This is a genomic window from Pseudomonas sp. 5P_3.1_Bac2 (assembly GCF_025465995.1).
GTDB lineage: Bacteria > Pseudomonadota > Gammaproteobacteria > Pseudomonadales > Pseudomonadaceae > Aquipseudomonas.
In genome coordinates this window covers 1,048,344-1,067,273 of sequence record NZ_JANLNY010000006.1, presented here as the reverse complement: position 1 = coordinate 1,067,273, position 18,930 = coordinate 1,048,344, and the positions used below count along the sequence as shown (strand labels likewise).

Annotated in this window: 9 protein-coding genes; 7 read left to right on the top strand and 2 right to left on the bottom strand. The window is 62.4% G+C overall.

Going from position 1 to position 18,930, the window contains the following annotated elements; translation table 11 throughout:
- Position 1: 1 nt before the first annotated feature.
- Both NTD81_RS08995 and NTD81_RS08990 read right to left on the bottom strand, forming a co-directional pair.
- Complete coding sequence (locus NTD81_RS08995) at positions 2-2,290, bottom strand: TonB-dependent receptor (RefSeq protein ID WP_262181780.1); 2,289 nt, start codon at positions 2,288-2,290, stop codon at positions 2-4.
- 25 nt (positions 2,291-2,315) lie between these two features.
- Positions 2,316-2,576, bottom strand: coding sequence for a hypothetical protein (locus NTD81_RS08990; RefSeq protein ID WP_262181779.1), 261 nt, complete (start codon positions 2,574-2,576; stop codon positions 2,316-2,318).
- Between the two features lie 796 nt (positions 2,577-3,372).
- Between NTD81_RS08990 and NTD81_RS08985 the strand changes: the two genes are divergently transcribed.
- From NTD81_RS08985 to NTD81_RS08955, 7 genes are all read left to right on the top strand, one after another.
- A complete protein-coding gene (locus NTD81_RS08985; protein WP_262181777.1) occupies positions 3,373-3,882 on the top strand; it encodes a sigma-70 family RNA polymerase sigma factor in 510 nt (169 codons plus the stop codon).
- Positions 3,879-4,205, top strand: a complete 327-nt coding sequence (locus NTD81_RS08980) for a DUF4880 domain-containing protein (RefSeq protein ID WP_262181776.1) — start codon at positions 3,879-3,881, stop codon at positions 4,203-4,205. The genes NTD81_RS08985 and NTD81_RS08980 overlap by 4 nt, the downstream gene beginning before the upstream one ends.
- Positions 4,206-4,662: 457 nt before the next feature.
- Positions 4,663-5,442, top strand: coding sequence for an efflux RND transporter periplasmic adaptor subunit (locus NTD81_RS08975; RefSeq protein ID WP_262181775.1), 780 nt, complete (start codon positions 4,663-4,665; stop codon positions 5,440-5,442).
- Positions 5,439-6,758 (top strand): efflux RND transporter periplasmic adaptor subunit, encoded by a 1,320-nt coding sequence (locus tag NTD81_RS08970; RefSeq protein WP_262181774.1) that lies wholly within the window; start codon positions 5,439-5,441, stop codon positions 6,756-6,758. The genes NTD81_RS08975 and NTD81_RS08970 overlap by 4 nt, the downstream gene beginning before the upstream one ends.
- Positions 6,755-8,854, top strand: coding sequence for an HlyD family efflux transporter periplasmic adaptor subunit (locus NTD81_RS08965; RefSeq protein WP_262181773.1), 2,100 nt, complete (start codon positions 6,755-6,757; stop codon positions 8,852-8,854). The genes NTD81_RS08970 and NTD81_RS08965 overlap by 4 nt, the downstream gene beginning before the upstream one ends.
- Positions 8,855-9,280: 426 nt before the next feature.
- A complete protein-coding gene (locus NTD81_RS08960; protein ID WP_262181772.1) occupies positions 9,281-17,308 on the top strand; it encodes a DUF4347 domain-containing protein in 8,028 nt (2,675 codons plus the stop codon).
- Between the two features lie 50 nt (positions 17,309-17,358).
- On the top strand, positions 17,359-18,834 hold the full coding sequence (locus NTD81_RS08955; RefSeq protein WP_262181771.1) for a TolC family protein: 1,476 nt from the start codon (positions 17,359-17,361) through the stop codon (positions 18,832-18,834).
- Positions 18,835-18,930 lie beyond the last annotated feature (96 nt).

Genomic DNA, 18,930 nt, shown 5'->3' with positions numbered 1-18,930 from the left:
TTTATAAGTCCATGCTCAGAGTGGTTTGAAAGGTGCGCGGCGAGCCCGGACGGAACACGGCGGGGCCGCTGGTGCTGGTGAGGATGTAGCCGAGGTAGTCTTTGTCGAAGAGGTTGTCGACGTTGAAGCGCAGTTTGAATTTTCGTAGCGCCGTGTAAGGCAGGCGCTCACCACTGAGGTCCAGGTAGGCGTTGTACAGGGTGTAACCGGGGACGGATTCGCTGTTGGTGAAGTTGCTGTAACGCTCGCCGATATAGCGCCCGGAGAAATTCACCACGGCCCATGGTGTCACCTCATAGGTGAGCCCGGCCTGGGCCAGCCAGCGTGGGCTGTCGGGCACATCATTGCCGCTGATCGACAGGCCGCCGGCATCGTTGCGGAAGGTGGATTTGTTGTAGGTGAGGTTGCCGTTCAGCACCACTTTTTCGGCCAGGATCGGCAGCTTCCATTGCCCGCTTAACTCGGTGCCATAGGCCTGCACCTTACCGACGTTCTGGTAGTAGGTTTCCACTTGACTGCTGCCCGGCACCGGTGAGGCGAAGGACTGCAGACGGTTGTCGAAATCGGTGCGGTACAGCGCCCACGAAGCGTTAAAGCTCGGGCGGTTGATGCGATAGCCCACTTCGTAGTTTTTGGCGCGCTCAGCTTTAGGTGGTGGCGCGCTGGGGCTGGCGGTGCGGAAGATATCGTCGGCGCCACGGGGCAGGGCCATGTTCTCCGAGTAGGAGGCAAATACCTGGGTGTCATCGGTGAGGTTGTAGACCAGCCCCGCCTGGGGCAGGAAGGCATCGTTCCACTGCGTAGAGAGGCGCGGCTGGCGGTTGTTGATGTAGTCACCGGCATTGCGATAGCCCTCGATGCGGTATTCCAAGTGCAGGCTCTTAAAGCCGGCTTGCAGAAGCAGACGATCATCCAGCAGCGACCAAGTGTCTTTGAGGTGGTATTGCAGGGAGTTGCGCGTTGAGCTGAAGTCGCCTTGCAGGTGCACTGGCTCATTCAGTAAGCGTTCGCCGGTGGGGCTGCCATCGCTCAGGTTGTAGCGCCCTTGCTGGCGATTGAACACATCGGTTTCAGCCCACAAACCGCTATCGATCTGATGTGCGCCAACTAGCCATTGCAGCCCGGTACGCCCACCAAAGCGATGGCCACTGAGGGCGGAAAGGCCGTACTGCAAGCCTTTGGGGTCGTACAGGCCGGGCACATTGCTTTCGGCGTTATGCAGGCTCAGGGAGGTGGAGTAGGCCTCGGGAGATACGCCAAAACCTTTCTTGGCCTCGTAGTAGAGGGTGGTGTAGTTGAGCAGATCAGGGCGAAGCTGAAACTGGCCGCCCAGGCTGTACAGAGTGTCACGCCGTTGGTTGACCGCCTGTTTGTAGTATTGGTTGTAGTTGCTGTTGCTATAGCGCACGCCGGGCACGCTCTCTGGCAAGGCGGGCAGGCTGCCCAGGTAAGCGAAGTCGCGGCCGGAGCGACCGAACGGGTCGTTGCTGCTGCCGTGATACTGGGCGAGGCTGACGGAGGGCGAGTCGTAGTCGTAGAACGAGTTGTGCACCGCACGCAGCCAGATTTCATCGCGCTCGCCGAAGCGATAGCGGACCTTGGCCTCTAAGTGTTCACGGTCGATGGTGCCGGGCCCGCGCCACAGGTCACCGTCGATTTTCGAGCGGCTGAAATAGGCCGACAGGCCTTGATGCTCGCCGCTTTGCAGCTTCACGAAGCTGCGCCGCAGGCTGTCGCTGCCCAGGGTATAGGACAGGCTGGCACCGGGCTCGGCCGAAGGGTTGCTGGTCTGGTAGTCCACATAGGGGCCCAGCGAGGCATAGCCGTCTTGGGTCACATCGCCGGCGCCGGTGGAGGCGGTCACGCGCTCGGTGTTTTCGTTGTCGACGTAGCGATAGATCGGGCTGCCGCCAAACTGGTCGGTGCGGCCCAAGGGCACGCCGTCGATGGAGAAACCGATCTGCTGCAAGTTGAAGGCGCGCACGAACACCGAGTTGCCAAACTCGTACAAGCCCAGCGCATCGTTGACCTGCACGTTAAAGCCCGGCAGTGCTTCGAGCATTTTCAAGCCGGAGGTGCCGGCTGGTGCTGAGAGCAAGGCTTGGTGTGAGATGGTCAGGGTGTTGCTGATTTTGTCTTCGCCAATGGCGCTGCTGGCCTCGTTAACCCGGGCGCCGACCACCACGACTTTGCTCAGTTGCGGTTCGCTGGAAGTGGCAGCCTGGGCAGCCCAGCTGGAATCGGCCAGCAGCAGGCTGGCGAGTAAGGTTGTACGGTACTGAGCAAGCATGGGCGGTCCTTGGCAAAGTGTGGCGTTAAAGCCCGGCGCGGGCTTCGGCGAGGAACTCGGGCTGAGTGCGCAAGCCGCGCTGCAGAAGAACGTCCTGTTTCAGCTGCGAGGCGGCGAGATTGGGGGCGGGCAGTGGCGCGAAGAAATCCAGCACGGCGCTGACGCGGCGCAGAAATTGCTCGTGTGCCGCCAAGGCGATCTGGGTCAACAGTTCGGCGGCGCGCTGCTGACTAACCAAGGCCAACGCGCAGGCCAACGTTGCCAGCGTGAATGTGCTTACCAGCATGGAAGTTTGCTCCGGGTCGTTATGTTGTTTACGACCTTGAGCAACTTCGCCGGCGGATTTTCACTGCTCAGTTAGAACAATTAGTTGAGTGCCTAGACGATTTGTTTGCACTTATAAGCTTCGCTCAACGCGCCCTAAATCAGCGCTGAAGATACAAAGAACTCTCTGCATAAGGGGGCGACCAGCAGCGCTCGTGTGCGCGTATCTAGCAACGTTTTCAGGAGATAGACGCCCCTATCTGAATCGCCAGTGCTACAGGCTAGGGTGCAATCCCTGAGCGGCGCGTGCTGGGGCTTGCATAAGCAGAGCGCTAAGTTGGCCTGGGGCAATAAAAGAGCACCGCACTGTATTTCCCAATGCCCTTGAAGCGCTGTGGCAGTCGATTGCGCGGCGCACCGTCGCAAGCTTTTCGCGCTGACTCCGTTGTGATCTATCGGGGCCGTAGGCTGATTGCCTTGGGCTGCCTCATCTACGCCGAGGCCTTTGCCGCCAACCGCGCCCCAGAGGTATTTGCTGAGCCTTTGCAGATTGCTCCAGGCCGCCAAAATACGCGGCACTTGCAGTCTGGCTACGCCATGCACAACGCCTATGTAGGGGCCGCAGGGTGTCTTGCACACCTGAAGAGTTGTGGTGTGTTATGCAAAATTTGCAGTTTAATTATTCTTTTTATTATTTTATTTGAAGTTGTCCGCTCGGGCAAACTGGCCGGACCTGCCTGGATGCAGGTCTACTTCAAACCTACAGGCCCACCACCAATTATCAGTTGGCGTGTGCAGTCCATGGAGATTATGGACTTATGGACCCGAATGCTTTGCTTAAGAGCCGCCTTATCGGCCAGATATTTCAGCAGCACTACCGATGGCTATGCGCTCGTTTGTGTTATCGCACCGGTTGCAGTCACAGTGCCGAGGACATCGCCGCCGAGACCTTCCTCAAAGTCTGGATGTTGCCAGACCCCAGCGCCATCCGCGAACCGCGGGCATTACTGACGACCATTGCACAGCGCCTGATGTACGAAAGCTGGCGCCGCCGTGATCTGGAAAGGGCCTACCTGCAGATATTGGCCGAAGCCCCGGAACAGGTGCAGCCATCGCCCCATGAGCAGTTGATTCTGATCGAAAGTCTGCTGAGCATCGACCGCATGCTCGATGGCTTATCCGGTCAAGCCAAGGCGGTATTCGTGCATAGCCAGTTAGACGGCATGACCTACAGCCAGATCAGTGCACGCCTGGGCCTCTCGCTGGGGCGTATCCACCAATTGATGACCCAGGCCTTACGCGCCTGCTATCTGGGGTTGAGCGAGTGAGTCAGCAGCCATTGCAAGATCCCGTCGTCGAGCAAGCCATTGCCTGGCTGGTGCAGCTTCAATCGGGTGACTTCAGCCCCACACAACAGGCAGCGCTGGAACAGTGGCGGGGCACCTCGGCCCGTCATCGGCAAGTCTATGAACAATTGCTCGCGAGCCTTGAGCAGTTCAAAGCCTCGCCATGGCGTGGGCGCCCCAGCGAGCCGTTATTGCGTAGCCTGGAGCAGCCCAGCAGTCGCCGCGCGCTCCTGCGTAACAGCTTCTGTGTCCTGGGCGTGGCGGCTGGTGTGGGCTGGCTGACAGGCTATGAGGCGGCAAGGTAGACCGCCAGCCCCTATGCACCGTCTCAATGCCTCAATGCCCGCAGACAGGGCTCAGCGGCACTTAGCGTTATGCGGGGCGAAAGGCTACGGCCACAGCCTGTGGCCGATCAGCACTCAGCGATGCCGCTTGTTCGCCCCGGCGGTAAACGCGCTGCATATCCCTCAGCCATCTAGCACAGCCTGGCAACGGCCAAGCCAGCACTTAGCTGTTCAAGCCTGTGCCGGCCATGGGCTGGCTAGGCGTGCTTTCGCCTACAGGGCTTTATTGGTAGCATCGTGCCAATTTCTAGGGCGGTGCTGACCTGGGCCCTCTGCGGCTCTGGCGTCTGCATCGAGTGCACCCGCAGTTTTAGGCGCAAGCCTTGGCGGCGCTCTGCCTTGAGTGCCAGCCGGCGCGATGAGCGCGGGCCCGCACTAGCGAAAAACAACAATTGCAATCTGCATAAGGCATAGCGTGATGAAGCAGCGAGTGTGGTGGGCGGCGTTAGCCTTGTGTAGTTGTGCGGTGTTGGCGGCGAATGAGGGCGATCCACTGCTGGATGGGGACATGCAGAGCAGTGCTGGCGCGAGCCCCAGCAGTGAAATTCGCGGCGTATTGCGGGCGCGCTCCCAAGCCGTATTAGCCAGTGAATTGCCCGGTCGGGTGGTCGAGATAGCCTACGCCGAAGGGGAGTCCTTCAAAAAGAATGCGGTGCTGGTGCGCTTTGATTGCACGGCCTATCAGGCGCAAGCCAATGCCTCCGCAGCCGCCGTGCGGGCGGCCCGCGAAGAGCTGCAAAACAAGCAGCAATTGGCCGCGTTGAACTCAGTGGGGCGCTTTGAAGTGGCGCTGGCGCAAGCACGCCAGGCCCAGGCCCAGGCCGAGTCGCAGGTGTATCAGGTGCAGGTGCAGCGCTGTCAAATCAAGGCGCCGTACGACGGTCAGGTGGTGAGCAAGCGCGTGCAGGCCCACGAAAGCGTGGCCAGCGGCGCGCCGCTGCTGGAGATCGTCGATAACCGCTCACTGGAAGTCCATCTGCTGGTGCCCTCGCGCTGGGTTGGCAAGCTCCAGCCGGAACAGACTTTCAGTTTTATCCCAGATGAAACCGGCCAGCCCTTTGAGGCGGTGATCAAGCGTCTCGGCGCGCGGATCGACGAAGGCAGCCAGACCTTACTCCTGATCGCCAGTGTGCCGGCTAATACCCAGGGCTTGTTGGCCGGTATGAGCGGCACAGCTAAATTCGCGGCGCAGCCATGAACGCTCAGGCGCCCGGGGTCCTCGAGCAACTGCTAGCCCACTACCTGAAACTGGAGCGCCAGGCCCGTGGCGCGCCGTCTTTGGCGGAGTTGGCATTCAGCATGGTCAACGACAGCCAAGCGCTATTTGGCTATCGCCACGCAGTCCTGCTGATTACCGGTAAGGTGCGGGCGCTCACCGGCATCAGCATGGTCGAGCCGAATGCGCCCTTTGTGGTGTTTATTGAGCGCGTTTGTGCGCGCTTGGCCAACACTGAGCGTTTTGCCCTGCCGGGAGCGGTGGCGCCTGAGACGCTGGATCAGGCCTGTCGCGATGACTGGCAGGCACTGTCGGCGCCCTATGCCTTTTGGCTGCCGCTGAAAGACCGGCAAGGTGAAGTGTTCGGTGGTCTGTGGCTGGCCCGCGACAACCCCTGGACGGAGCCCGAGCAGGCCTTACTGGCGCAGCTGGGTGACTGTTATAGCCATGCCTGGCGTGCCTTGCAGCCGGGCAAGCCGTGGCGGCTGCGCTGGTCGGCGCGCCGGCGTTGGGCCCTTGCTGCTGCTCTGGCGCTACTGTTGCTGATTCCGGTGCGCCAATCGGTGCTGGCACCGGCAGAGGTGGTGCCGCGCAACGGCCAGGTGGTCGCGGCGCCACTGGAGGGTGTGGTGGCTGAGTTTTTGGTCAAGCCCAACCAAACCGTCAAGGCCGGTGAAGTCTTGGTGCGCTTTGACGCCACCACCTTGAAGGCCCAAGCCGATGTGGCGCAGCGCAGCCTGGGGGTGGCCGAGGCCGAACTGAAAGCCAATACGCAGCGGGCATTTTCCGATGCTGACTCCAGCGCACGCTTGGACTTGCTGGCCGCTCGCGTTGAGCAAAAACGCAGTGAGCGCGACTACGCCCGTGACCTGCTGGCACGCAGTGAAGTGCGCGCTGAGCGTGACGGTATTGCCGTATTCAGTGACGCTCAACGCTTGGTAGGCAAACCCATGCGCACCGGTGAGCGGTTGATGGAGATCGCCGATCCGCTCCAGGCTGAGTTACATATCGAGCTGCCAGTGGCCGATGCCATCAGCCTGGAGAAGGGCGCCGAGGTGGCGCTGTTCCTCGACAGTGACCCGCTTAACCGGCATGACGCCATCCTTGAGCGCGCGGCCTATCAGGCCCACAGCAGCGCAGCCGGGCAACTGGCTTATCGTTTGGATGCGACTTTCGCGCAGGCGCCGCCGCGCATTGGTTTACGCGGTACGGCTAAAGTCTTTGGTGAGCGCGCGCCCGTGGCCCTGTATCTGCTGCGCCGTCCACTGGCAGCACTGCGGCAGGCGGTGGGCCTGTGACGCTGCCGGCGCTGCGGCCTGATCTGCAACTGTCGCCGGGTGCACCGGGGCTCGATGGTGCGCCGCAGTGGACCCTGGCGGACCCGTTGCGCGGACGCTATTTCAAACTGGGTGCGCCGGCCATGCGTCTGCTGCGCCACTGGGCATTGGGCGACGCCCAGCGAGTGCTGCAAGCGGCCAATGGCGAACCGGGCTTGCCGGTGCAGGAGCAGGCGTTAGAGGAACTGCTGCGCTTTTTACGGGGCCACGATCTGGTCAGTGCGGTGGACAGCGAGCAGCGCGCCAGTTACGCCACTAAGGCCGCTGCGCAGCGACAAGGGCTGTGGACTCAGATTCTGCACAAATACCTGTTCTTTCGTATTCCGCTATGGCGACCGGATGCCTTCCTTAATCGCACCTGGCCGTGGCTGGAACGTTATGGCCTGAATCTGCTGCGCTTTGGTTTGCCGACGGTCTTGCTGCTCGGCATGTTTCTGGTCATGCGCGACTGGCCGCGCTTTCTCGCTACCTTCCCGCATCTGCTGAGTCTCGGTGGGGCCGTCGCTTTTGCCATCGCCTTAGGCTTTGCCAAGCTGGCCCATGAATTTGGCCATGCCTATATGGCCAAGCGTGCGGGGTGTCGGGTGCCGAGCATGGGAGTGGCGTTTATGGTGCTGCTGCCGATGCTGTACACCGATGTGAGCGATGCCTGGCGGGTGCAAGACCGGCGCACACGGTTACTGATTGGCGCCGGTGGCATGCTCGCCGAACTGGTGCTGGCCTGCATGGCCTTGCTGGCCTGGTCGTTGTTGCCGGACGGAGCAGGGCGCACGGCGGCTTTTATGCTGGCCAGTGCCACGTGGATTACCACGCTGTTAATTAACGTCAATCCCCTGATGCGCTTCGACGGGTACTTCCTGCTCAGTGACCTGTGGGGCGTCGACAATCTGCAAGGCCGTGGGTTTGCCTTGGGGCGCTGGTATCTGCGGGAAAAACTATTTGGCTATGGCGAGCCGATGCCCGAGCGTTGGTCACCCCAGTTGCGCCGTCGCCTGTTGCTGTGGAGTTACGCCGCATGGCTGTGGCGTGCAGTGCTGTTTCTGGGTATCGCGCTGGCGGTCTATCACCTGTTCTTCAAGGTGCTGGGCATCTTCTTGATGATGGTCGAACTGGTGTGGTTTCTGGGGTTGCCGGTGTGGCGCGAGATGCAGCATTGGTGGCAGCACCGTAGTCAGGCCCAGCCCGGCAAAGTGCTGGCGCTCGGCAGCAGCCTGGTGTTGTTGCTGTTACTGCTGATTGTGCCGTGGCGCAGCAGCGTAGAAGTCCCTGCGCTGCTGGAAGCGGCGCAAGTCAGCGCCGTGCATGCACCCACTGCGGCGAGGGTGCGCGAAGTGCTGGTCAGTGACGGCCAGCAGGTTGCCGCCGGGCAGGTGCTGCTGCATTTGCAGTCGCCCGACCTTGAGGCGCGGCTGAGCATCAGTCGGCGCGAGATTGAAATTCTGCAACTGCAATTACGGCGTCAGTCTGGGCGCACTGAGACGGCTGCCGACAGCGGCATTCTCGAACAGCGTCTGGCCGAGGCTGTGGCCGAATACCGTGGGCTGGCGCAGCAGCGTGAGCGCCTGACCCTGCGTGCGCCCCACGCCGGTGTGGTGCGCGACCTGGCGAACAGTCTGTGGCCGGGACGCTGGGTGGGCAGTGAGCTGGCCCTGGCGCAGGTGGCCGAATCTGGCGTGCGTCTGCACGGCTATCTGGCTGAGGCAGATTTGTGGCGGGTCGAAGCTGGCAGCACAGGGCACTTTGTGGCCGACGATGTGCTGCGTCAGTCCCTGGCCGTTACCTTGCGCAGCCTGGACGTCAATGGCGTGGCCTTTATTGATCAGGAAGCGCTGATTTCGGATAACCAAGGCCCCATTGCCATTCGCCGTGACGTGGACAAGAGGGCGCAACCCTTGCAAGCGCAATACGGCGCGCAGTTCGTGGTTGACGACGATAGCGGGCAGCCCCTTAGCCAGCCTGTTCGTGGCCTGGTGGTGCTCAGGGGGAAAGCTGAATCACTGTGGGCCGCGGCGTGGCGGCGGATGGCGGCGATTGGGGTGAGAGAGAGTGGGTTTTAAATATTAATTGGCACTATGGTTTTACAAGTGATTATCGGACAATAATTGCTATGGCGAGCTGGACGCCACGGCCAACAACAATCATTCAATGAGAGCAGTTATGCCCAATGCCTTAATCACACTGAGGGTGTTAGGTGTCGGGGCCATGGCGCTTATCGAACGCCTGTACGCCAATTCAAGAACATTGGACGCTCCCGTAGTGGCTGAGCCGCTTAGCCAGTCGCGGCCTTTTTCAGCCAGCCACTCCATTACCCGCACAGGTATTACCAAGCCCAGTACGCCGATGTTGGGCTCCTCGTCATTGCGTGGCCGGGCGAGTACCCACCCCAAGCCTCATGCAACAACTGGCGGCGCCCATGGGCTGCCGCTACTTTTTTGCCGCCTTGCCTGCATGGGGCAGGGCGGTGGCACTCCAGGAGTTGCAACATGAAATTCATCGAACGATTCTCGCGTAAGTCCGCTGCTCAGCCGCATACCGTCGACCCTGGTGCCGCGCCACTGCTGATGGCCCTTGAACCGCGAATCATGTTCGATGCGTCCGTGGCGGTGGTGGCGCAGGAGGCCATCCAGGCCAGCGCCGAACCGGCCAAGCACAGCAGCTCCGCTAACACCACTCAGGCCGGGGCCGATGGCAGTCAGCGTAACGAAGTGGTGTTCGTCGACGGCCAGGTCGGCAACGCCGCCGGGCTGATCGCCGGCCTGCCGGGCAACGCTGAGGTCGTGGTGCTCGACCCGAGCAAGGACGGCCTGCAGCAGATGGCCGACTATCTCAAGGGCCGCGAAGGTTTGGACGCTATCCACCTGCTGTCCCATGGCGCGGACGGCACCGTGCAGGTGGGCAATGTCTGGCTGGCGCAAAGCAACCTGGCCCAGCATCAGGCGGCGCTGGAAAGCGTCGGTGCCGCGCTCAAGGCTGACGGCGACCTGATGCTCTACGGCTGCCGCGTCGGCGACAGCAGCAAGGGACAGGGGTTTATCGATGACCTGGCAAGCATCACCGGCGCCGATGTGGCGGCCTCCTCGGACGATACCGGGGCCGCGGTGCTGGGCGGCAACTGGACGCTGGAGCGCAGCAGCGGGGTGATCGAAACGGCCACCCTGACGGTGGAGGCCTACGACGCTCTGCTGGTGACCACCTGGAGTACCGGAAATGCTCCGCTGGGCTCCTCGACCATTGGCGCGGCCGGTCGTGTGGCGGTTGGCGATTTCGATGGCGACGGCGATACCGACATTCTTTATCAGACCGGCGCTAATGGCAGCCCCTGGGCTTATTCGCGCAGCGACGGCAATGGCACCTTTACCCAACTGGCATTGGCGCAATCGCCGTTTGCCGGGTTAGCGCTGCCGGACCATACCAACTCCAACTACTTTGCTGGTGATTTCGATGGCGATGGTGATATCGATGTGCTGGTCGGGGTGAACGACACCACCGGGGTGTTCCTGCGCAACGACAATGGTGTTTTCAGCAGCCAGTCCAGTGCGAGCTTTCCGCAGCCCGCTGCCGGCGGCCGCATGGCGGTGGGTGATTTCGACCACGATGGTGATACCGACATCCTTTATCAGACGGGTGCCAATGGCAGCGTCTGGGCCTACGCCCGCAGCGAAGGCGGTGGCAACTTCACGTTTCTGACTCAGGGGACTTCGCCTTTCGCCGGGCTGACACTCCCGGACCACGGGGGCAACAACTATTACGTTGCCGATTTCGACGGCGATGGTGACCTGGACATCCTGGCCGCGGTCAGCGGAGCCACCGGCACCTTCCTGCGCAACAATGGCAGCAGCTTCAGTACCGGCTCCACTGCCACCTTCCCCGCGGCCGTCGCCAACGGACGCCTGCTGGTCGGCGACTTCGACGGCGATGGCGACGCCGACATTCTCTACCAGACCGGTGCCAACGGTACTGCCTTCCAATATGCACGCAGCAATGGTGATGGCACCTTCACCATCCTGACCCTCGAGAACTCGCCCCTGGCGGGCGTGCCCCTGGTCGACCACACCGGCGCGAACTACCGCGTCGGCGACTTCGACGGCGATGGTGACCTCGATATCTTCTCGGCCACCACCTACAGCTCGGGCAATTTTTATGTGCAGAACGGCTCGCCGCCCGAGGTCACGGCGTCCACCCCGAGCGACAATGCCACCGGTGTCAGCCGGACCGCCAATATCGTGCTGACCTTCAGCGAGTCGGTCACCAAGGGCACGGGCAATCTCTACATCGTGCGGACCTCCGACAACGTGATAGTCGAAACCATCCCGGTCGGCAGTACGCAGATCGTGGGTTCCGGCACCACCTGGACCATCGATCCGTCGATCACCCTGGCCGCTGGCACTTCCTATACCCTCCGTGCCGACGCCAAGACCTTCGTCGATACCGACGGCATTGTCTTCAAGGGTATCCAGAACAACACCACGCTGAACTTCGCCACCGCGGCCAACGCCGCGCCGGTAATCGCCAACCTCAACGACGACACCGTCAGCTATACCGAAGGCGGCATTGGCACGCGGCTCGATGCCAGCGGCAACGCCATCGTCACCGATGCCGACACCACTCTGTTCAGCGGGGGCACCGTTACTGCGTCGATTACCAGCAACGGTGTGTCCGCTGAAGACGTCCTGTTTGTTGTCAACGAGGGCACCGGCCCCACGCAGATCAGCGTCTCTGGCAGCAACATCTCTTATGGCGGCGTCCAGATCGGCACCTTCACCGGTGGCACAGCGGGCAGCCCGCTGGTGATCACCCTCAACGGCGCCGCGGACGCCACTGCCGTCACTGCGCTGGTGCGCAACCTGAGCTACCGCAACAGCAACGATGCCGACATTGCCACGCCGGCGCGCACCGTGCAGGTCATCATCAGCGATGGCATCGGCGCCACCAGCGCTGCGGCCTCGGTCACCGTAGGCATCACCCCGGTCAACGACGCACCGACCCTGACCGCCACCGGCGTCAACCCTACCTTCACCGAGAACGGTGCGGCGACGGTGCTCTTCAACGGCACCGCCATCAGTACCATCGAAGCGGGGCAGACCATCACCGGGCTGATCGTGCAGGTCAGCAACCTGGCCGATGGCAGCCTGGAAAAGCTGGTCATCGACGGCACCACTGTCAACCTCACCAACCTGACGTCGGTGACCACGGGTACCAACGGCCTGAGCGTGTCGGTTGCCGTCTCCGGCAGTACCGCCACCGTGACCGTCACCCATGCCGGGCTATCCACGGCGCTGGCGCAGACCATCGTCAACAACATCGCCTACCGCAACGACAGCGACAGCCCGCAGGGCGTTTCACGCACCGCCACCCTGACGGCCGTTCACGACAGCGGCGGGACTGAAATCGGCGTGCTGTCGATCGCCAGCGTGGTGACCCTGGTGTCGGTGAACGATGCTCCGACCCTGAGCGGTGGGCCTTACGTTCTGACGGGCACGGACGAAGACACCATCTCCACTGGAACCTCGATAGCCACGATACTGGCTGGCCTCACCTACGGCGATCTGGACACCGGCGCCCAGAAGGGTATCGCGGTGACCGCGGTCAGCGGCAGCGGCTCTTGGCAGTACTCCACCAATGGGGTCACCGGCTGGAGCAACTTCGGCACGGTGTCCAACGGAGCCGCGTTGCTGCTGGCGCAAACCACGTACGTGCGCTTTGTCCCCAACGGTGCCAACGGCGAAACCGCGACCCTGACGTTCCGCGCCTGGGACCAGACCAGTGGTCTGGCGTCCTCCAGTGGCGTGCCGCGTACCGCCGACACCCGTGTCTCCGGCGGCAGCACCGCGTTCTCCGCAGGCACCGCCTCGGCCTCGCTCACCGTCACTTCTGTCAATGACGCGCCGGTGCTCACCCCTGCCGCGCCGACCCTGCCAGGCCTGACCGACGGCTCGATCAACAACATCGGCGTCCTAGTCGGTTCGCTGTATGGCGCCAACTACACCGACGTCGATACCGGCGCCCTGAAAGGCATCGCCATCACCAGCCTGAACAGCGGCAACGGCACCTGGCAGTACAGCCTCGACGGCAGCACCTGGAGCAACGTCGGCAGCGTGTCGGCGAGCAGTGCGCTGCTGCTGCGTGCCAGCGATCACGTGCGCTTCGTGCCGGACGGCAGCAACGGCACCAGTGCCAGCGTCACCTTCCGCGCCTGGGACCAGAGCGGCGCCAGCGCCGGACAACAGGGCACCAAGGCCGATGCCTCCATTGCCGGCGGCACCACCGCGTTCTCCACGGCCCTGGACACGGCCAGCGTGACCGTGACCGCGGTCAACGATGCGCCGAGCCTGGGCAGCACCGGCAGTACCGTGACCTGGACCGAAGGCAACAACGTCACCTCTACCCCAGTGGTGGTCGACAGCGCCCTCGTCATGACCGACACGGACGGCCCGGGCATCGCCTATGCCACGGCGCAGCTGACTTCCAACTATGCCACCGGCCAGGACTTGCTCGGCTTCAACAACAACGACGCGGCGCTGTACGGCGATATCACCGGCTCCTGGGACAGCGGGTTGGGCACCCTGACCCTGACCTCCGCCAGTGGTACCGCGACCCAGGCGCAGTTCCAGGCGGCGCTGCGCGCCGTGACCTTTACCAATACCTCGGATACCCCGGTCGTTGCGACCCGCACCGTGACGTTCCTGGTCAATGACGGCAGCCTGGACTCCAACGCCGTGACCCGCAACGTGACCATCGTCGCGGTCAACGACTCGCCGATCATCACGGCGCCGTCGAACACCCAGGTGGTCGAGGACATTGCCTCGGTCATCAACCTGATCAGCATCAGCGATGTCGATTCCAGCAATGCCACCGTGACCCTGAGTGTCGCCTCGGGCACGCTCAAGGCCAACAGCGGCAGCGGCGTGACCGTGGGCGGTACGTCCAGCGCGCTGATCCTGACCGGCACCATCACTGACATCAACAGCTTCATCGCCAGCAACAAGCTGAGCTACACCACGGCGGCCAACGCCACCGCCAACGTGACCCTGACCATCAGTGTCGATACCGGCAGCGTCAGCATCACCAGTACCACCATGACCCTCACCGTCAACCCGGTGAACGATGCACCGGTGGCGACAGTGCCGGCATCGATCGGCGTGGTCGAGGATGTCCCAGGTGCACTGACAGCCATCAGCTTCAGCGATGTCGATGCTGGCAGCGCCTCGGTCACCGCGACGTTCTCGGTGCCCAGCGGTACGTTGACTGCGACGTCCGGCAGCGGGGTCACGGTGCTGGGCTCGGGCACCGGATCGCTGTCGCTGTCCGGTTCGCTGAGCGATATCAACGCCTTCATCGCCGCCTCCGCCGTCAAATTCCAGACCGCGCTCAACAGCACCAGCACCGTCACCTTGACCGTGTCCATCAGCGACAACGGCAACACCGGCGGTTCCGCGCAGACCGACAGCAAGACCGTCAGCCTGGTCGTGAACGCCGTGAACGACGCGCCGGTCATCAGCATCCCGGCGGCCCAGACCGTGCTGCAAGACGGTTCGCTGGTGTTCAACAGCGGCAACGGCAACCTGATCACCATCAGCGACGTGGATGCCGGTGGCAATACCATGTTCGTGTCCCTGACCTCGGTGAACGGGCAGATGACCCTGGGCTCGATCGTCGGTCTGAGCTTCACCACCGGCGATGGCACCAACGACACGGCGATGGTCTTCACCGGCACCCTGGCGGCCATCAACGCCGCCCTGAACGGCCTGACCTTCACGCCGCAGGCCGGCTTCAACGGTACCGGCTCGATCACCTTCGGGAGCAACGACCAAGGCTCCAGCGGCAGCGGTGGCAACCAGAGCGACACCGATACCCTGTCGATCACCATCTCGCCGCTCAACCCGAAGATCACCGGCGTGGTGGCGGCACCGGGCAGCGACGGCGCGCACAAGGTCGGCGACCAGATCGACATCGTGCTCAACTTCGACAGCAACGTGCTGCTCGATCTGACGTCCGGCAGCCCGACGCTGTTGCTGGAAACCGGCGTGATCGACCGTCAGGCTGTCTATATCAGCGGCTCGGGCAGCAACCAGTTGACCTTCCGCTATACCGTGCAGGCCGGCGACCTCAGTGCCGACCTCGATTACGCCAGCACCACGGCGCTGTCGCTGAACGGCGCGGTGCTGCAAAGCGCCCAGGGCTTCGGGGCGATCCTGACCCTGCCGAGCGTGGGCAGTGCCAGCTCCCTGGCCGGCCAGCAGAACATTGTCATCGATGGCGTAGTGCCGACCATCAGCAACGTCGCCATTCCGGCCAATGGCACCTACAGCCTCGGCCAGAACCTGGACTTCACCGTGAACTTCACTGAAGCAGTGAGCGTCAACGCCGCCGGTGGCACTCCGCGTATTGCCGTGACCCTAGACACCGGCGGCATCGCCTACGCCGAGTACGTCTCCGGCAGCAGCACCAGCGCCCTGGTGTTCCGTCTGACCGTGGCTAGCGGGCAAGTGGACAGAAATGGCATCACCCTAGGCAGCACTATCGATCTCAACGGCGCGACCTTGCGTGACGCTGTCGGCAACGATGCGCAGTTGGCCCTCAACGGTGTTTCGGCAACCGACGGCGTGCTGGTCGATGCCGTGGTCCCGACCGTCACCACCGTTGGCCTGCCGGCGCCGGGCGTCTACAACGCCGGCGACGTGCTGCGCTTCACCATCAACGTCAGCGAAACGGTCAGTGTCGACACCAGCAGCGGCACTCCGCGTATCGCGCTGAACATCGGCGGCGTGACTCGCTACGCCACCTATGTGTCCGGCAGCGGCAGCAATGCGCTGGTGTTCGAGTACACCGTCGCGCCGAGCAACAACGCCAGTGGCGGCATAGGCCTGGGCGGTACGCTCGACCTCGACGGCGCGACCGTGCGCGACGCTGCCGGCAACGCCTTGAACCTGGCGCTTAACACTCAGGGCGTGGCGTCCGGCGTGGTCATCGACACCGTGGCACCGCAGGTCGGCGACATCGTCTGCGTCGACCTCAGCCCGACCAACAGTGCTTCGGTGCGCTACACCGTGACCTTCGACGAGAGTGTGTCCGGCGTCGACAGCGCCGACTTCTCGCTGGCCTTCAGCGGCTCGGCCAGTGGCCGCATCGCCTCGGTGGAGCGGGTCAACGCTTACACCTACCGTGTCGTGGTCGACAGCCTGAGCGGACAGGGTGAGGTGCGCCTCGATCTGAACACCAGCGCAACGGGTATCACCGACGCGGCGGGCAACCCGCTGGTGGGCGGCTTGGCGGGCAGCAGCTACAGCATTGATCGGGTTGCGCCATCGGTCAGCAGCGTCAGCGTACCGGCCAATGGCACATATGTAGCCGGGCAGACCCTGGACTTTACCGTCAATACCAACGAAGCCGTGCTGGTGTCCAGTGGCAACGGTACCCCGCGCCTGGCGATTACCTTGGACAACGGCCAAGTTGCCTACGCCGACTATGTGTCAGGTTCAGGCAGTACTGCGTTGGTGTTCCGCCTTACTGTCAGCAGCGGAATGTCGGGGCAGCCAAGCTTTGCCTTGAGCCCGGCGATTGACGTTAACGGCGGCACACTGCGTGATGCGCTGGGCAATGAGGCCAATCTGCACCTGAGCCAAATTGCCGATACCAGCGGCATTGTGCTGGATGCCAAAGCACCTTTGGCCACCGCTCTCGTGCTGGAGAAAGCCCCTACAGCGGCTGAGCGCAGCATGAGTTTTATCCTCAGTTTCGATGAAACCGTCAGCGGTGTGGATGTGCCTGACTTCTCCCTGTCTGCCACCGGCAATGCCAGCGGTACCGTGCAGTCAGTACAACAGATCGACGGGAAAACCTACCGCATCGTGGTGGCTGATATTCGCGGCTCAGGCAGCCTCAGCCTGAGCCTGAATGCGCCGGGCAGTGGTGTGCGCGATGCGCTCGGCAACACCCTGCAGAACTCCCTGAAAGGGCCTGAGCAAGTCACACGCGATCAGGATGTGGGGGATCTGAATTACCGGCTTACTCCTGCGGCTACCTCCGCAACGCCTGCTGCGCCCGTGACACCACCGGTTGTAGCAGGGCTGTTTGTGGGGGGGACGTCGCCTCTGACTCCAGCTTCGCTGTTTGAAGTGCGTACGGTAGGCGGCGACTTGCAGCCGCTGGGCATCATCTTCCTCGGCAACGGCAGCAGCGCGCCGAGCTTCATCGCCCAGGTATTTGGCGGCAGTCATTCGGGCCTGGGCGACTCAGCTGGATTGCTGGGCTTTGGCGGTGGGGACGGTGGAGTGTTCGGCACTAGCACCTTCGCCAGCATCTTTAGCAGCGACGTGCCGGGTGTCGGCGAAATGAGTGTGTTCAACGGTAGCCAGTGGCGTCCGGTGGACATCAACCAAGGGCTGCGCGGGGTGTTTGGGGCACCGACGTTGGGCCAACAATTGCACGACTTTAACGAGGCTGACCAGCGTCAAGTACGCGAATTGGCTATGGCATTAGCTCAACCGGCACAGATCGGTAACCGGGCATAAACGACAGCACACACTGACACAACAAGGCCGTACCAGGGGGCGGCCTATTCATGAATAAGACCTATCAACTATTCGCTACCAGTCTGCTGGCTTTGGCTATCAGCGGTTGTGCTGTCACCAGTCAGCCCATTGAGCGCAGCGTCAGCGAAGAGCGCGCCCGTGCTGATCTGGCCACTATGTTCAAGGATCAAGAGCCACTGAGTGGCCCGCTGACCCTGCATCAGGCCATGGCTCGTGCGGTTAAGTACAACCTTGAAGCACGCCTGAAGATCATGGAAGAGGCGCTGGCACAGCGTCAGCTTGATCTGACCCGCTTCGATATGTTGCCGCGCATGGCGTTGGCCGCGGGTTACGCCGGGCGTGACAATGTCAGCGCCTCCAGCAGTGAAAGCATCCGCACTGGCACTCAGTCCCTTGAGCCGTCCACCTCGCAAGACCGTGATCGTGGTGTGGCAGACCTGACCATGGTCTGGAACGTGCTCGATTTTGGGGTCAGCTACGTCAGCGCCAAGCAGCAAGCCGATCAGCGTCTGATTGTCGAAGAACGCCGGCGTAAAGTGATTCACACCATCACTCAGGATGTGCGTTCAGCCTACTGGCGCGCAGTGGCGGCTGAGCGCCTGCTGAAGCAGATCGACGGGCTGGTGGGACGCATCCACACGGCCCGCGACAATAGCCAGAATATGGCCGCACAGCGTCTTGGCGACCCGGTGCAGGTGCTGAGCTATCAACGCGCCCTGATCGAAGCCACCCGCCAGCTGGAAGAGCAACGCCGGACATTGGCGCTGGCGAAAACTGAGCTGGCCGCGTTGGTCAACCTGCCGTTGAATACGGATTACAGTCTGGTGGTTGGCGAACGCTACGAGGTGCCGGAGTTCAAGGCCGATTTCGCGGCGCTTGAACAGCAAGCACTGGCCAGCCGCCCAGAACTGCGTGAGCAGGATTACCAAGCCCGTATCAGCGCCGCAGAAACCCGTAAGGCCATGCTGCGCATGCTGCCGGGGCTGGAGTTCTCTCTAGGCGGTCATTACGACAGCAACTCCTACCTGACCAACCAGAGCTGGGCCGATTACGGGGTGAAAATCACCTGGAATTTGCTCCACCTATTGTCTGCACCGGCAGCCATCAAAGTCGCCGAGGCGGGGGAGGATGTCGCAGCGGCCCGGCGTCAGGCGCTGTCCATGGCGGTTCTGGCACAGCTGTATGTGGCCAATGCGAACTACAACGAGGCCGTGCGCCAATTCCGCACCAGCGAAGAGCTGGCCAGCCTCGACAGCCAGATCGCCGAGCAACTGCGTAACCGCTACAAAACGCAGAACATCGGCGAGCTGGAGCTGATTCAGGGCGAGCTGAACAGCCTGCAAGCACAGCTCAAGCGCGATCTGGCATACGCCGAACTGCGCAATGCCTACGCGCAGCTTTACGTCAGTTCTGGCAGCGATCCGCTACCTGACACCTTGGCCGACAACAACCTGCAAACCATCGCCAGCGCCTTGCAGCAGACCGAGCAGAGTTGGGGACAGTAACCCGCATGCGCAAGCGCCACGAGACTCAAGCCAGTCTGTGGCGCGGTGATTTCACTTAGCAGCTTTACGGGCAGAAGTGCAGGGCAGGCATTGAGA